Raw genomic sequence first — 15,915 nt, forward strand, 5'->3', positions numbered from 1 at the left:
GTCTACACGTAGGATTGTCGGCGCGCGGAGGTAGGTCGCTGCCACGGGGGTGCCGGCCCGCAACTCTCCGGGCCGCACTGAGGGATTGATTCGCCGGTGACCCAGATTGTCGTCAAACGCCAGCCGCGAGCCATGCCACCCGAGACGTCCACGGCTGAGCTCCGGCTCGAATCGCCTCCCGAGCTGCCGCGCGGGCAGCAGGAGGGCATGGCGATGCAGCTGCTGCCGATGCTCGGCATGGGCTCGTCGGTGGTGTTCTTCTTCATGCCGGGCTCGCAGCCGTTCATGAAGATCATGGGCGTCATGATGCTGCTGTCGACCGTGGCCATGGCGATCGCGCAGGTGATGCGGGCCCGCAAGGGCAGCCAGGGCGAGGCCTCCGAGGGCCGCCGGGACTACCTGAAGTACCTCGCGCAGACCCGGCGCAAGGTGCGTCGTACCGCACGGGTCCAGCGGGACGCGCAGTTCTATCTGCATCCCGATCCGGACCAGCTGTGGTCGCTGGTCGCCGAGGGCGGCCGACTCTGGGAGCGGCGGATCGCCGACAAGGACTTCGGGCAGGTCCGCATCGGTCTGGGGCCGCAGCAGCTGTGGACGCCGCTGGTGGCGCCGAGCACCGCGCCGCTCGACGAGCTGGAGCCGCTGTCGGCCGGTGCCATGCACCAGTTCCTGGCCGCGCACGGTTCGCTCGACCGGCTCCCCATGGCGGTGTCGCTGCGCGCCTTCTACCACGTCGTGGTGTCGGGCGACCCCGGTTCGGTGCGCGATTCCGCCCGCGCGATGGTGGCCGGGCTGGTCGCGCTGCACTCACCCGACGACCTCGTGGTCGCGGTCGCGGCGTCCCGGGATGTGACGGACCACTGGGACTGGACGAAGTGGCTTCCGCACACCCAGGTCCCCGGGTCCTCCGACGGAGCCGGCACGAAGCGGCTGTTCGGCGACAACCTGATGGAGGTCGAGGCGCTGCTGGAAGACCGCCTGTCGGGCCGGTCGAGGTTCAACCGCGAGGGGGCGCCGCTCCTGGACCAGCCGCACATCGTCGTCGTACTGGACGGCACCTTCGTACCGGCGGAGTCGCTGCTCGCCTCGCCGGAGGGGCTCCAGGGCGTGACCGTCGTGGAGATCGTCCCGGAGGAGCTGGACGAGCCCCGCGGCGGTCTGCACATAGCGGTACGGCCGGGCCGGCTGCGGCTGGAGTCGGCGGCGGCCACCTACCACGGCACGCCCGACCTGCTGCCGGTCGAGACCGCGGAGGCGCTCGGCCGCCAGCTCGCCCCGCTGCGGATGGGAATCGGCGCGGAGGACGACGAGCCGCTGCTCGCCAACCTGGACTTCACGGACCTGCTGGGCATCGGTGACCCGGCCGCCGTCGACACCGCGACCGTCTGGCGGCCGCGTTCGACGGCCGACCGGCTGCGGGTACCGATCGGGATCGGTGAGGACGGCTCGCCCGTCATGCTCGACCTCAAGGAGGCCGCGCAGGAGGGCATGGGGCCGCACGGGCTGTGTGTGGGAGCGACCGGCTCCGGCAAGTCGGAGCTGCTGCGGACGCTGGTGCTGGGGCTGGCCGTCACCCACTCCTCCGAGACGCTCAACTTCGTCCTGGCCGACTTCAAGGGCGGCGCGACGTTCGCCGGGATGTCCGAACTCCCGCACGTCGCCGCGGTCATCACCAACCTGTCGGACGACCTCACCCTGGTCGACCGCATGCGGGACTCCATCACGGGTGAGCTGCAGCGCCGCCAGGAGCTCCTGCGCTCCTCGGGCAACTACGCGAACCTCACCGACTACGAGAAGGCGCGCGCCGCGGGCGCCCCGCTGGAGCCGCTGGCGTCCCTGGTCCTGGTGATCGACGAGTTCAGCGAGCTCCTCACCGCGAAGCCCGACTTCATCGACATGTTCATCCAGATCGGCCGCATCGGCCGGTCCCTGGGCGTGCACCTGCTGCTGGCCTCGCAGCGCCTGGAGGAGGGCCGGCTGCGCGGCCTGGACACCTACCTGTCGTACCGGATCGGTCTGCGTACGTTCTCCGCCGCCGAGTCCCGCACCGCCCTGGGTGTGCCCGACGCGTACCACCTGCCCTCGGTCCCCGGTTCCGGGTTCCTGAAGTTCGGCACGGAGGGGATGACCCGCTTCAAGGCCGCCTACGTGTCGGGCACCTACCGGCCGGGCGTCACCCCGACCGCCGGTTCCGGGGAACTCCCCATCGACCGGCGCCCGGTGCTGTTCACCGCGACCCCGGTGGCGGTCCACTACCCGGAGCCCGACCCGGACGTCTCCCTCGCACCCGGACAGCGGACCGCCGACGCGCTGGCGGACACCGTTCTCGACGTCATCGCCCGCCGTCTGGAGGGCCAGGGGCCCCTCGCCCACCAGGTGTGGCTGCCGCCGCTCACCGAGGCGCCGTCCCTCGACCAGATGCTGCCGCCGCTGGCGGTGACGCCCGAGCGCGGACTCCACGCCCCGCAGTACGGCAAGAACGGCTCCCTGGTCGTTCCGTTCGGCCTGGTCGACAAGCCCTTCGAGCAGCGGCGCGACCCGCTGGTGCGGGACTTCTCGGGCGCGGCCGGCCACATGCTGATCGTCGGCGGCCCCCGCTCCGGCAAGTCCACCCTGCTGCGCTCCCTCATCGGCTCCTTCGCCCTCACGCACACGCCGCACGAGGTGCAGTTCTACGGTATGGACTTCGGCGGCGGCGGCATGATCGCCATCGAGGGCCTGCCCCACGTCGGCGGGGTGGCTTCCCGGCTCGACCCGGAGAAGATCCGCCGTACGGTCGCCGAGGTCTCCGGAATCCTCAACCGGCGCGAGGAGTTCTTCCGGGACAACAACATCGACTCGATCACCACCTACCGCCAGCTCCGCGCGGCCGGCCGGCTGCCGGGTGAGCCGTGGGGCGACGTCTTCCTGGTCATCGACGGCTGGCAGTCCTTCAAGACGGACTACGAGTTCCTGGAGCCGGTCGTCGCGGACATCGCCGCACGGGGCCTCGGCCTGGGCATCCACCTGGTCGCCACCGTCGCCCGGTACATGGAGATGCGCGCGGCGCTCAAGGACCAGCTGCTCAACCGGCTGGAGCTGCGCCTCGGTGACCCGACCGACTCCGAACTGGACCGCAAGATCGCGGTGAACGTCCCCGTGGGCGCACCCGGCCGGGGTCTGACCGCGGAGAAGCTCCACTTCATGGGCGCGCTGCCGCGCATCGACGACTCCGCGGGCGCCGGCGACGATCTGTCCGAGGGGACCGGCGCCTTCGTCCGCGCCTCGGTCGACAACTGGCCCGGCCCGCACGCCCCGCAGGTCCGCATGCTGCCCCGGAAGCTGTCCGCACGCGAGCTGCCGAGCGGCCCGGAGCGGTCCAGCGGTGGTATCGCGATCGGCATCGACGAGATGAACCTCGCACCGGTCATGGTCGACTTCGACACCGACCCGCTGTTCGCGGTCTTCGGTGAGTCGGAGTCCGGGAAGACCGCCCTGCTGCGGCTGCTCATCAAGCAGATCACCGAGCGGTACACCCCGGAGGAGGCGCTGATCTGCGTCGGTGACTACCGGCGCAGCCTGCTGGAGTGCGTGCCGGAGCCGTACCTGGTCGGCTACGCGACGACGCACAACGCGTTCGAGTCGTACCTCAACGACATGAACACCCTCATCACCAGCCGCATCCCCGGCACGGACGTGACCCCGCAGCAGCTGCGCAACCGCAGCTGGTGGCGGGGGCCGCGGGCGTTCATCATCGTCGACGACTACGACCTGGTCGCCACGTCCTCCAACAACCCCATGGCGATGCTGGTCGACAACCTCCCGTACGCCCGCGACGCCGGGGTGAACTTCATCATCGCCCGCAACAGCGCGGGAGCCGGCCGCTCCTCGTACGAGCAGTTCATCCAGCGCTTCAAGGAGCTGGGCGCCCAGGGCGTCGTACTGTCCGGCCACCCCGGCGAGGGCGAACTCCTCGGCGACGTGAAGGCCCGCCCGCTGCCCCCGGGCCGCGGCCTGTTCGTCTCCCGCCGCAGCGCACCCTCCCTGATCCAGACGGGCTGGCTGCCGACGGACCTGGACTGAGCGGGTCCCTGCCGAGTACGGAGGAGGGGGCCGGCCCGATCAGGGGCCGGCCCCCTCCTCCGCGTCCACACCTACAATGGACTGCCTGGTCCATTACGGTCGTGGAGGTGGCTCGTGCCCGGGAAGCTGACAGCGAAGGGGAAGGCGACGCGGAGCCGGATCGTCGAAGGGGCCGCGGCGGTGCTGCGGGAGCGGGGCGTCGCCTGGGCGACCCTGGACGACATCATGGCGCGGACCGGCACCAGCAAGAGCCAGCTCTTCCACTACTTCCCGGCGGGCAAGGACGAACTGCTCGTCGCCGTGGCCCAGTTCGAGGCGGACCAGGTGCTGGAGGACCAGCAGCCCTATCTGGGCCGCCTCGACTCGTGGGAGTCCTGGGGACAGTGGCGGGACGCGGTGGTCAAGCGCTACGAGGCGCAGGGCGACCAGTGCCCGCTCGGCTCGCTGTTCCACCAGATCGGGCGCTCGACCCCCGGGACGCGGGCGATCGTGGTCGAGCTGCTGCGCCGCTGGCAGGAGAGCCTCGCGGCGGGCGTCCGGGCGCTGCAGGCCGCCGGCGCGCTGCCCGCCGACGTCGATGCCGAGGCGAGGGCCGCCGCGCTGCTGGCCGGGATCCAGGGAGGCGTGTCGATCCTGCTGTCGACGGGCCGGTCCACGCACTTGCGCGCCGCGCTCGACCAGGGGATCGCGGACCTGCGCCGCGCGGGCGGTCCTGCGGCGTGAACTGAGCGAACTGGCTCCGCGGGCCGGTGCCGTGCGTCTCAGGCGGCGATGACGGCGACCGTGGTGCGGCCGCCGTCGACGTCGAGCACGGTGCCGTGCACGAACGAGGACTCGTCACTGGCGAGGTAGACGGCGGCGTTCGCGATGTCGCCGGGGACGCCCATCCCTCCGGCCGGGGTGCCCTTCATCATGATCTCGCCTGGGTGGGTCTCGCCGGGTGCGGGCGTCTGGACGACGCCCGGGGAGATCGCGTTGACCCTGACCCCCCGCGGCCCGAACTCGGCCGCCCAGGCCCGGGTCAGGGTCTCCACCGCCCCCTTGGTGGAGCTGTAGAGGGCGCCGGGAATGCCCAGCCGCGCGATCCAGGAACCCAGGTTGACGATGACCCCGCCACCGGCCTCCACCATGGCGGGCGCGACGGCGGCGGTCAGGAAGAACGGAGCCTTCACGTTGACCCCGTAGACCTGGTCGAAGGTCTCCTCGTCGACGGTCGGCGTGGTGTTGCGGGGGTAGATACCGGCGTTGTTGACCAGGACGTCGATACGTCCGCCCAGGACCCGCGCGGCGTCCCGCGCGAGCGCCCGCGAGGCGGCGGCGCTGCCGTCCAGATCGGCCCGCACGAACTCCGCGCGTCCACCCCGTGCACGGATCCCCTCGACGACCTCCGCGCCGCGCTCGGCGCTGCGGCCCGAGACGGCCACGTACGCCCCCTCTGCGGCGAAGGCCTCCGCAATCGCACGCCCGAGGTTGCTGGTCGCTCCGGTGACAAGGGCGGTCTTGCCCGCGAGCCGCACAGACATGGGTCTCTCCATCGCTTGATTCGCCGCTGCGAAACCGCACGGCCGGACCGCCGGCAGCGTTCGACCGGGCGGGGCGCCCTCCGGCTGTCGGGCGCCCTGCCACTGTGCGACGACAAAAATGGACCCGCAAGTCCAAAAGCGGGGTGCCCGGACCGCCTCCACCTCGGCTATGCCGAGGCACCCCCACCGTTCGCGCGGCCCTTGCCCGGGTTCCAGGGCTCAGCGGTGTACTTGCCCGGGGCGAAGCACTTAATCGCGTCAAGGATCAATTCCGCTTGACCTGGCCTGCGCCGGCGCCAGACAGCGTGTCCGATCGAACACATCACAAGCGTTCTCCGCCCACCAGCGGCGTTCGGCCGCCCGGGAGGTGCGCCCGCCTTCACCACCAGCATCAGGTAGCTCCGTCTGCTGTTGAACCGGACCGTGTCGAGATCAGCCCACCGCACGGTCTGGGTCCGGTGACGCCACACCTTGCTCATGCCGGTTGAATCGATGCGCAGGCTCGGATGCCGCCACACAATCGCGAACATCGGCGGCAGGCTCACCACTGCCGCAATGACCGGCAGTCCCAGATATCCGTAGACGCCCGTCCAGCCCATGGCCCCCAGGCCTTCGCCCTCGATCAGCACGAGCACCACAAACATGATGAGCGCTTCGAGGATCAGCAGGCCGACGCAGAACGCGAGGAACGCACCCAGGTAGACCCCGCCTCGACGTGCACGCTCAGCGGGGATCCATATGCCTTCGGCGGAACCGAGGGGTGCGGACATGACGCTTCCTTTCGATCACGTACTGCCCCCTTCTCCACGCCCGAGCTCAGGAGGAGAATTCCAAGAAGATGAATTGAGGCGAAATATCGCGTGCTAGCCTCGTTTCCTCTCACGGTTCTTGAGCACCACCGCGACCACTGGACAGAAAACAACCAGCGCGCAGAGAATGCCGATCATGCCCCTGGGGGCAAGGTCGTCCATGTCACGGGTGATCAGTGGTAGTGCGAGCCATACGAATGACGCCAGCGCAATACCCCAGAGGGCCAAGCGAGTTCCAGTCACGTCTACATCCTCTGCTGCTCAGGAGAAGCACAGCGCCATTCGCCATTTCGGAGGGGCTGAAGTCGACGGCCGAGCGAAGACTTCAGACCGTTCCGACCGGCCAGTGCCCCCCGTTCGGGAAGGCGCTCTTGTCAGTACCCTCGCCCGCGAGCTGAGCCATCGTCGTGCCCTCAGCACCAAGCACGGACAGCACTGCGAGCACAGCCCCCCCGATGACGGCGGGTCCGAGAGTTGCTTCTGCCGCGGCAGCAGCTCCGGCAGCGGGAAGAGCCACCACAGAAGCAGCCGCAACAGCCGAGGCGGCCAGGACCGGGATCAGCTGAGCAATAAATACTCCTACTGCGGTGTAGAACGCGAGTCCCGCCACCCCGCAGGCTGTGAGGCAACCCGCTACCGTACTCGAACTGGACGCGACCTGAGCGGAAGCCGCAGACTGAGGGAAAATCGCATTTGTGTATGCGGTCGCCCCTTCCCCCTCCCAGTACCTGAGGGAAGTGAGGTTGAATTTCTGTGTAGAGGAAGCGGCACCGGACGCCTTCCCCCGGACCTCCTCGCCCTGCCATTGCAAGGCATCGTAGAACATGGTGACAGGGGCAACTGCACCTTGCAGGAGGTCTACAAGCTTGTTAATAATCCAAGTGACCCCTTCAACAATCTTGTTCACTATCCAGATACATCCCCGCGCAACAATGTCCGGAACGTACCAGTGGTTCACCGCCGACTCTACCCTTGGCCCCATTTCATTCGTATGTTTCGTGATAGTCGTAAGCCCAGCATTCAGCTTATCGATAATCGCCTGAAATTGCTCGGGGCTGAATCCCACGAGGAGCTCCGTTCTTTCTGAATCGGTGTCTAGTAGGCGCCTTCGACAGACTTCGTGGTGTCTACTTCCTGATCGTCGTAGGCCTTTGCATTCTTGACCAACTCGTCGGCGATCTTCGTCATTTCGACTTTTCCTTCGTCGCATCGAGCCGAAAGATGGGTGATGACACTGGTGTACTGCACGAAAATCGGGGCGAAGAGTCCAAGTTCGGTCAGATTATGCTGCATTCCCTTGATGGAAGCAGACACCTCACCTATTGATTTGGCCTGCTCGTCCCACGTGGTCACATCAGCACGTATCGCATCAGTGATGACTTTGAGGTCTTTTCCCAAAGCTCTCACCCCTTTCAGGATTTCTCTAGATGAAGTTCCGCGGGTTCTTCATGATGGCCATGGCCTCTTCCAGTAGGCCGCCCAGGTTCAGGTCCGCAACGGCGTCCTGGCGACCGCTTTGAGCGCTGCTGGACTTGGCGCGCGCCTCGGCCAAAGCCTCGTCGAGTGCTTGATTCAGACGCACAACTGACTGCTGGACCGCCCATTCCGGATCCACCTCGCAAGAGGTGAGCCCCTGCGAACCGAGGGTGATCACGACCCGGTGCGCGGCGGAGCCCCCTCTCGCCTCGGGCTGCACGGACGATTCCGGGTCCTGCCGCTCGACCACGTCGAAGGCTGTCAGCACATCTTCGGCCACTTCCTCGATGGGCCGCGGAACGACGTATCGCACATCCCGCTCGAAGGTCTCCGGAGACACCGGGGGCTCCCCCGCCGACGCAGGCTGGTCGAGGCTGCCGTCGAGCTGATGGGCCCGAGCTTCCCAGTCCGCCTGCTCAAGGCCGCCCGACCACCGCTCCATCCACTCGCTCACGGCGGACCCGTATGCCTCGACAACAGCCGCACCGAGATTCTCCGGGGGCTGCCTGCGCTGCCAGTCAGATGCGACCTTGATCGATTCCGGGACACCACCGGCTATCATCCGGACTCTGACGGCTCCCTGCGCGTCCTCGCCATCGGCGTACTCAGGCATCTGATCGCGTACCTCAGACATCAGCTGCTGCATCTTGTTCGCATATTCTTGGAACTGCTTCAGCTCTTGAAATATGTCGCCGCTCACGTCTATCCCCTCTCGTTATTCCAGATGTGCACGGTCAGCGCCGGGTACCGGCGGTTCTCCGGCGCAGCAGGAGCACCGCGCCGACAACGACCACCACACCGGCTCCGACGATGATCCAGACGATCGCGCCCACGCCCTTGCCGTCTTCCGAGGTGTCCGAGGCAGCGGAGGACGCGGGCTGCTTCGAAGCGTTCGAGGAGCCGGAACCGCCGGCCTTCGACTCGGACTCCGAGGGCGACGGGGACTTCTTCGGGGTCCGGGCGGCCACCAGCGGGTTCACGTCAGCGGGGCCCGGGTCACCGGGGTCCCCGAGGACGGCCAGCCGGGGGCGGACCGTGCCGTAGCCGATGTAGCGGCTGGGGACCTTGCCCTTGGTCGGCTTGCCCGCGGTGTTCATCAGGACGCGGAGGACCTGGTTGCCGGTCCAGGACGGGTGCTTGGACCAGATCAGGGCGGCGGAGGCGGAGGCGATGGCGGTTGCCTGGCTGGTGCCGCCGCTGTTGCAGTAGCCCGCCTGACCGCCGCCACAGAGGATCGGGATTTCCTCACCCGGCGCGGCGAGCGCCACTTGAGGCCCTGACACCGAGTACTTCGTGACCGAAGATGTCTTGTCGACGGCCCCGATGCCGGCGACCCCGATGCTCGCCGCCGGGTACGCGAACTTGTTCTCTTTGTCGCCACTGTTGCCGGTTCCGGCAAAAAGCAGCTTTCCGCGCTGAATCGCATAATCCACTGCCTGTTGGATCTGGGTCAACTGGTCCTGATCCGGAGTGAAGTACTCGTAGGCCAACGACATGTTAATGATCTTGGCTTCACTGTCGGCGGCATACCGGATTGCTGAGACTAGCGCCGGAATGCTGTTGGTAGGCGATTCCCTGGTGGATCCAAAAACGGTCAGAGGGAGAATGTGTGCATCGGGTGCGAGACCCTTCACGCCCTGACCATTCACACCGTTCCCAGCGATGAGCATCGCCATGGCGGTGCCGTGTCCATCCACGTCGATGTGCGCACCCAGTTTCGGATCGACGAAGTTCTTCCCCGGGAGGACCTTTCCTCCTGTCAGTTCGGAAACAGAAGGAATCACACCGGTATCGAGAACAGCGACAGTGATCCCCTTACCGGTGCTGACCTTCCACATCTCAGCGGCCTGCATCCGGTCCAGGTACCACTCGCGATCGCGCATGGTGTCCGCGGACGCGGCCGGGGCGATGGCGCCACCGAGGAGGAGCAGTGCACCCAGCGCTGACACCACCGCCGAGGCTCGCCTGCGGTGACGCCTGACCGTTGACTTCATGCCACCCACTCGTTCTCTGTCCGCCGTCCGGCGTCGCTGCTTCGAAACCGGAACTAGTCGATCACGGGGGGAACCACGCCGTCGTCTCCCGTGCCCCAGGTCTCTTCGTCCTCGGCAAGATAGTCCGGGATCTCGCCGTCACGCCGCTGAGGACGTCGCCGTTTGCCCTGGGACCCGCCCATTGCGCCACCCATCGAGCCCATCGCTCCGCCTGCTCGCGGCGATTCCCGGACGAGCCCGGTGCCGCCCGGGGTGAATTCCCCGCCGGCCCCCGACTGCGTTCCGCGTGGTGCCCGCACGGTGCCGCCCGGCTCGTTGACCAGGCGCTGCGCGTTGCCACCGGGGCGTGTGGCCCCGGCCCGGCCCCCGGCGATCCCGGGCGCGCCACCGGCGCGGCCCTGCATCATTCCGCGGCCGGTCGAGGTCGACGGCTTCTCCCCACCGATGACCGTCCCGCGCGAGGTGCCCCGGGCCGGGCCGACCCCGCCCCGGCCGCCCTGAGCCGGCGTACCACCGTGGATGCCGGTGTCGGAACGGGTGTTCATGGGGGGCCGGACGCCTTCGACGCCGCCCCGGCCGGGCGTGCCCATGGGAGGCCGACCGCCTTCGACTCCACCCCTGCCGGGGGTGCCCGTCGGAGACACGGTGCTCCTGTCGGGGGCGCCCGTCGGAGGCCGGACGCGTCCCACGTCACCCTTGCCACCCGGCCCCGTGGGCAAAGTACGCCCCGGGCCGCCACCGGGACCGAACGGTCCCGTACGCGGCGGGATCACGGGCGGAAGAGGCGACTGGTGCCCGCCGCCACCCGGGCCCTGCGGCAGGGGCCCGCCGGTGGGCGGGACCGTGTTGGGGGTCTGGGGCATCGTCACCGTGTCGATGTTCGTGCCCGTGTTGTCAGGAGCCCCGGGCACCGCGTTGACATGCTGCGGCGTGTGGACGACAGAGGTGCCGTCCGGGGACGGGCTGACGCCATCAGGACGCACGGTGCTGTACTGGTGATCGACCCTCGACGTGTCACCGCCCGGAGTACCTGCGACCGAGTCCGTGGTTCCTGAGTTGCCTCCCGGAGAGCCGAGGCCCTTCTTCCAGCCGTCGACCGGGCTCTTCGGCACCGCCGCATCCGGCAGCGGCATGAAGTTCGGCTCCTCCTGCGAGGAGATCGACTGCTGGGCCATCAGGTAGTACGAGGCGAGCTTGTTCATCTGCGGAATGGCTTCGTTCCGCGCCGTCTCGACGGCCTTGAGCCGGGCCTTTTCCTTCGCTTCGTCCGCGTAGCACATCGACACGGCGTCGGGGTGGCCCTCGATCACCTTGGCCACCTCGCTGAGGGCCTGGCCGGCCGTCTGCAGCGAGGTGCCCGCGGTGCCGGCGTAGTCGGCCAGCTTCAGGGTCTCCTTGGCGAAGTCGTCGCCCCACTCACGGAAGGCATCACCGCCCGCGCCCTTCCAGCCGGTGGTGCGGCCGACATGCTCCTTGAGCTCGGTGCCGATCTTCTCGATCTCGGTCTGTGCGTCAATGAGAGCCGTGCCGCGAGCCATGATCGCCGTGGCGTTGACGCCACTGACCATGTTGAGCATGTCCTGGTACGACGCGTGCTCGAAGTTGCTGGTGTTGTAGCAGGCGTTGAGTGGTGGCAGCTTCTCGCCCATGGTTACCCCTGTCCCCCGTTCGCTTCTACGTGTTACAAGCCGTCTGTACCGCTGGACGAACCGTCGCCGGTGCTGCTCTGGTCGCCTCCGTGCGCTCCGGGATCCTTGCCGGTTTCCGGCTTCTTGTAGTAGATCTCGGTGCGCTGCTGGATGGCGCGCAGACGCTCGGAGTGTTCCTGGTCGACGTTCTCGTAGCCGCGGTCGGCCAGGTCGACCGTGATGCCCATCGCCTCCAGCTGATCACCGAGCGTCTTGGACAGCTGCTCCAGACGCGCGTGCACCATGTCGTAGGCGCTGGACAGCCCCATGGCCTCCGGGAAACCGGTGCCGTACGAGGCGGCGGTGACCTTCTGTTCGGTGATGCGGCTGTGTGCGGCCGGTGAGCTGTCGAGCTTCGTGATCAGCTTGTCCACCAGGGACTTGAAGCTCTGAAGAGACTCGCTGGGCGCCGCCAGATCGGGCGCGGGTGATCCGTCCCCCGGAAGTTCAGGTCTCATGCAAGCACCTCCCCTAAAGTGCCGCGGAACCGCAGGCGTGGATGTGGGACGCGTCGGCCGCATCCCACATCCACATCGTGCCGGTTCCGTCGTGATTCATCTGAGCTTGGGTCAGCCCTGGAAGCGCCGGGACTGGGCGAGGTCGTTCGCCCGGTAGCCCTCGGTGGCTTCCATGAGCCTCGTCGAGATCGTCAGCAGCGTCTCGTGCATGTGGTTGACCTTGACGTCCCAGCCCCGGTGGCGGTCGTAGAACGCGCGCTGCGTCTCGCCGTCCCAGGTGGCGACGACGGCCTTGACCTTGCCGTTGAGGTCGTCGAGCTGGCCCTTGATGGTGTTGGCGGTCGACTTGACCTGGTTCGAGGCTTCTACGACCCCTGAGTACGTAATCTCCATGGAACGGTCTCCTGATGCGAGGCGAAGTGAGGACGGACTGGCGAGCGCGGGTTGCTAGGAGACCTGGAACCGGTCCAGGACTCCGTTGCTGCCCGTGTTGCTGACGCCGTCGATGCCCTTGAACTTGTTGAGCTGCTCGACTTCCTCCGCGTCGAATCCGTCCTTGCTCATCCGGACGGCTTCCTGGGTGAAGTCGAGGAGATCCTTCAGGTCGCGCACGTCGAGGTTGACCTGCGTCTGGAGGCCGTTGTACGCGTTGGCCGCGACACCCTTCCAGTGACCTTCCACGGCGTCGATGACCCCGTTGAGGTGCGTGATCCTGCCCTGGAGTGTGTCGTGCATGTGGCCGAGCTCGCGGATGAGACTGTCAATCTGATCAGCTGAGTGCCTGAGCTTGTCTGACATAAAGCACCTTCCCCCATGAATCGGATGTCGCGGGCTGCTTGCTTGTCGCTACCACGCGTACATCGGACCAAAGTTGTCAATTATCAGTTTAGCTGCGGCCGCCACTCATTCCAACAGCCTTAGTCTTGCCGCGACTTGTTGGACATTCACCTAATTACTCGGCTGCGACGGTCCCGCAACACGATCGCGACGCCCGCGATCACTGCCACGAGAAGGCCTGTGGTAGCCAGCACGTAGATCGAGATCCGGGCGGTGCGTTCCTTCCTTGTTTCACCCATCTGGAGCGCGATTGGTTCCGGTCCTGCGGGACCATTCGAAACCGCGCGGTCAGGAGTGGGCGCGTTCACCGGATGTTCGTCGTCGTTGAGGGCGCGCACCGGGTCCACCACTCCCCACCCGACGAACTCGTCACGTCCGTTGACCGCGCGTTCGGCGGTCTGCTCGATCTGGGCCACCACCTGGTACTGCTTCCAGCCCGGGTGCTTCGCGCGCAGAAGCGCGGCGACTCCGGCGACGTAGGGCGCGGAGAAGCTGGTGCCGTTGTCGACGCACTGGCCGCCCTTGGGGACGGTGGAGACCATGTCGACGCCCGGCGCCGCGACCCCCACGAAGTCGCCGGTCTGGGAGAACGGCGCCCGCTCGTCGTTGCGGTCGGAGGCGGCCACCGCCAGGACGCCCTTGTAGGCAGCCGGGTACGTCACCTTGACCGCGCCGGCGAGCCCGTCGTTACCGGCGGACGCGACCACGACGATGTCCTTGTTCAGCGCCTCCCTCACCGCGAGTGCCAGGTCGGAGTCGGCTCGCAGGGGCTTGGCGGTGTCCTGGGAGATGTTGATGACCCGGGCGTGCTGCGCGATGGCGTGGCGGATCGCCGCGGCCATCGTCGTGGCGGTGCCGGTCCCCTTGTCGTCGTTCTGCCGGATGGGGATGATCGTCGCCTCCGGGGCGAGGCCGACGAACCCCGTGCCCGGGTGCGGGCGGGCCGCGATGATGCCGGCGACCTTGGTGCCGTGGCCGACGGCGTCGACGGTGCCGTCACCACCGCTCGGCTTGCCCTTGCCCTTCGCGCCGCCCGCGGCCGGGTCCTGCGACCCGTCCTTCGGCACCGGCAGCAGATCGGTCCCGGCCGCCCGGTCTACGGCGGACTTCAGCTGCGGGTTCGTGTCGTCGACACCGGTGTCGATCACCGCGACCCGGACGCCCTTGCCCTTGGTGTCCTGCCAGAGCTGGTCGAAGACCAGCCGCTGAAGCGCCCAGGGCCGGCCCTGGATCTGCTTCTTCATCGGAAAGGTGCACTCACCGCTGGCCTCGGAACCCGGCTGCGGGACGGCGTCGTCCGCGGCCGCGAGTCCCGGCAGGGCGGCGCCCGCCGCGATCGTCAGGAGCAGCACGGCGGCCGAAGAGCGGAATCCGTTGCGCGTGCTACGAGTCTTGCGAGTGGTCATCGCGCGCTTCCTCCTCTCCGTCCTCAGGAACTCTGCGGCTGTTTGGCGCTGTTGGTGTCGAGCCTGGGGCCCTTGGGCAGCAGGTTGGACCAGTTGTCCGGCACCGGCAGCGGCTTGACGTCCTTGTAGCCGAGCCTGGTCTGGGCCTGGCTGACCACGGCGGCCTGCTCCTCCGGGGTCACCGGCTTCCCGGTGGCCCCGATCTTCGAGGGATCCGCGCTGCTGTCGTTGTTCGTCTGTACGGCGTAGCGCAGTCCGGTGTCCGTCACCAGGAAGAGTGAGCCGGTGGTGGGGGACGCTCCGTTGAACTGCCGGTAGAGCACCCCGCTGCCCGGTGTGACGTACGCGCTGGTGGCCCCGTCCAGGAAGCGGACGGGGTATCCGGAACCGGCCCAGGTGGTCAGTTTCGGGACACCTGCCCCGGTGACGCCGTGCAGCACGTTGCAGACGGTTCCGGTCGGGGACGCGGTGTCGTTGGCCTGCGTCGGTACGTTCCTCGGCCAGCCGTACGTCGCGTAGAACTCGTCCGGGGAGGAGGTGAAGGACTGCGGTCCGACCTCGGTGGCCTGTGCCTTCTGGCCCAGCACCGCGGCCTCCGGGCTCGTCAGGAGCAGCCTGGCCACCAGGTCGGACACGGGCGCGACCGCGTTCGGCAGAACGACGTACTGCTGCATGCCGGTACCGGCCACGGCCTTGAGCACCGTGCCCACCTTGTTCAGGCGGGGGTCCAGGCCGTTGACGCCGGCCGGGGTACCGGCCTTGGCGGGCAGCTTCGGGAAGTCGATGGGCTTGCCCGCGTGCAGGGTGCCGAGCCAGTCCTTGGTGACCTTCTGGGGCCGTGCGCCCTCGCTGAACAGTGAGCGGCGCAGCACCTCGTCACGGGCGGAGGGCTTGTCGCCGCCGCTGGTCCCGATGGCGTGCTGCGTGCCGTCCGCGTCCACCAGGTACCTGGCGCCGTCGGCGCCGTCCGCCTCGACGTAGAGGGCCTGGCCGCCGCGGAGCTGCTTCTTGCCGCCGACCTTGTCCGCGTCCCGGTCCGCGAGCAGGAAGACCGCCTTCTGCACAGCCCCGCCGGAACCGGCGCCGGGCTGTTCGCAGACCACCCAGAGCTTGTTGCGGCCGGCTTCCTCCTCGCTGGGCAGCCGGTCGGGTGCGTACGGGATGCCGAGCATCGGACCGCGCTGCAGCTTCCCGCTGTCCAGCTCGGCCTCGTCCACCTGGAGCACCGGGGAGTCGTTCGGGTCCAGGAGCAGCTTCGCGGAGGAGAAGTTCAGCACCGGGTGCAGGCGCTTGACACCCTTGGTCTCCAGGACGACGTAACGGGTCGTCGAATCGCTGCCGACGATGACGTGGGCACCGGGCTTGTCCCAGCCGTCGGGCACCTTGGGCTTGAAGATCCCCCAGGCCCCGAAGCCCGCCAGCAGCAGGGCGCCCACCACCACGCCCGGCACCAGGGCCCGCAGCGGGCGCGGCGCCCCCTCGTCGGTACCGGCTGCGGACGGCTGCAGAAAGGCGGCGACCAGCCGCTTCTTCGCGAAGGTGTAGGCGTTGAGTTCGTCCCGCCGTGATGCCATCTGCCCGACTTCTCCCCGTGGTTGTAGATGCCTCGCGAACCGCCACCACTATGCCCGCCGACGCTCGTCCGCCGCCGTGCGGGTACAT

At 68.1% G+C, this 15,915-nt stretch carries 14 protein-coding genes; 2 read left to right on the forward strand and 12 right to left on the reverse strand.

Going from position 1 to position 15,915, the window contains the following annotated elements; genetic code table 11:
• Window positions 1-96 precede the first annotated feature (96 nt).
• Window positions 97-4,062: a type VII secretion protein EccCa gene (gene eccCa / locus ACIP89_RS16680; RefSeq protein ID WP_401927169.1), complete on the forward strand. Its 3,966-nt coding sequence runs from the start codon at window positions 97-99 to the stop codon at window positions 4,060-4,062.
• Between the two features lie 114 nt (window positions 4,063-4,176).
• Window positions 4,177-4,785 carry a TetR/AcrR family transcriptional regulator gene (locus ACIP89_RS16685; protein ID WP_401927276.1) on the forward strand — a complete coding sequence of 203 codons (609 nt, stop codon included), beginning with the start codon at window positions 4,177-4,179 and terminating at the stop codon, window positions 4,783-4,785.
• 38 nt (window positions 4,786-4,823) lie between these two features.
• Here ACIP89_RS16685 and ACIP89_RS16690 read toward each other — a convergent pair whose 3' ends face one another.
• The 12 genes from ACIP89_RS16690 to eccB form a co-directional block, all read right to left on the reverse strand.
• Window positions 4,824-5,585, reverse strand: a complete 762-nt coding sequence (locus ACIP89_RS16690) for an SDR family NAD(P)-dependent oxidoreductase (RefSeq protein WP_401927278.1) — start codon at window positions 5,583-5,585, stop codon at window positions 4,824-4,826.
• Window positions 5,586-5,752: 167 nt separating this feature from the next.
• Window positions 5,753-6,355 carry a hypothetical protein gene (locus ACIP89_RS16695; RefSeq protein ID WP_402115441.1) on the reverse strand — a complete coding sequence of 201 codons (603 nt, stop codon included), beginning with the start codon at window positions 6,353-6,355 and terminating at the stop codon, window positions 5,753-5,755.
• A 364-nt stretch (window positions 6,356-6,719) separates the two neighbouring features.
• On the reverse strand, window positions 6,720-7,460 hold the full coding sequence (locus ACIP89_RS16700) for a hypothetical protein (protein ID WP_402115442.1): 741 nt from the start codon (window positions 7,458-7,460) through the stop codon (window positions 6,720-6,722).
• Window positions 7,461-7,489: 29 nt separating this feature from the next.
• Entirely contained in the window at window positions 7,490-7,801 is a 312-nt protein-coding gene (locus ACIP89_RS16705; protein ID WP_401927181.1) for a hypothetical protein, read from the reverse strand.
• Between the two features lie 16 nt (window positions 7,802-7,817).
• The gene (locus ACIP89_RS16710) at window positions 7,818-8,570 is read right to left on the reverse strand and encodes a hypothetical protein (protein WP_402115443.1); all 753 of its coding nucleotides are present in this window, start codon (window positions 8,568-8,570) and stop codon (window positions 7,818-7,820) included.
• 34 nt (window positions 8,571-8,604) lie between these two features.
• Complete coding sequence (locus tag ACIP89_RS16715) at window positions 8,605-9,864, reverse strand: S8 family serine peptidase (protein ID WP_402115444.1); 1,260 nt, start codon at window positions 9,862-9,864, stop codon at window positions 8,605-8,607.
• Between the two features lie 53 nt (window positions 9,865-9,917).
• Complete coding sequence (locus ACIP89_RS16720; RefSeq protein ID WP_402115446.1) at window positions 9,918-11,513, reverse strand: WXG100 family type VII secretion target; 1,596 nt, start codon at window positions 11,511-11,513, stop codon at window positions 9,918-9,920.
• Between the two features lie 32 nt (window positions 11,514-11,545).
• A complete protein-coding gene (locus ACIP89_RS16725) occupies window positions 11,546-12,010 on the reverse strand; it encodes a hypothetical protein (RefSeq protein WP_401927292.1) in 465 nt (154 codons plus the stop codon).
• 111 nt (window positions 12,011-12,121) lie between these two features.
• Window positions 12,122-12,403 (reverse strand): WXG100 family type VII secretion target, encoded by a 282-nt coding sequence (locus tag ACIP89_RS16730; RefSeq protein ID WP_024491246.1) that lies wholly within the window; start codon window positions 12,401-12,403, stop codon window positions 12,122-12,124.
• A 54-nt stretch (window positions 12,404-12,457) separates the two neighbouring features.
• Entirely contained in the window at window positions 12,458-12,808 is a 351-nt protein-coding gene (locus tag ACIP89_RS16735) for a WXG100 family type VII secretion target (protein WP_401927194.1), read from the reverse strand.
• A gap of 146 nt (window positions 12,809-12,954) precedes the next feature.
• Window positions 12,955-14,091, reverse strand: coding sequence for a type VII secretion-associated serine protease mycosin (mycP, locus tag ACIP89_RS16740; RefSeq protein ID WP_401927291.1), 1,137 nt, complete (start codon window positions 14,089-14,091; stop codon window positions 12,955-12,957).
• Between the two features lie 185 nt (window positions 14,092-14,276).
• Window positions 14,277-15,827: a type VII secretion protein EccB gene (gene eccB, locus ACIP89_RS16745; protein WP_401927197.1), complete on the reverse strand. Its 1,551-nt coding sequence runs from the start codon at window positions 15,825-15,827 to the stop codon at window positions 14,277-14,279.
• Window positions 15,828-15,915: the final 88 nt, after the last annotated feature.

It is taken from the genome of Streptomyces sp. NPDC088730, from assembly GCF_044751215.1.
Lineage (GTDB): Bacteria > Actinomycetota > Actinomycetes > Streptomycetales > Streptomycetaceae > Streptomyces.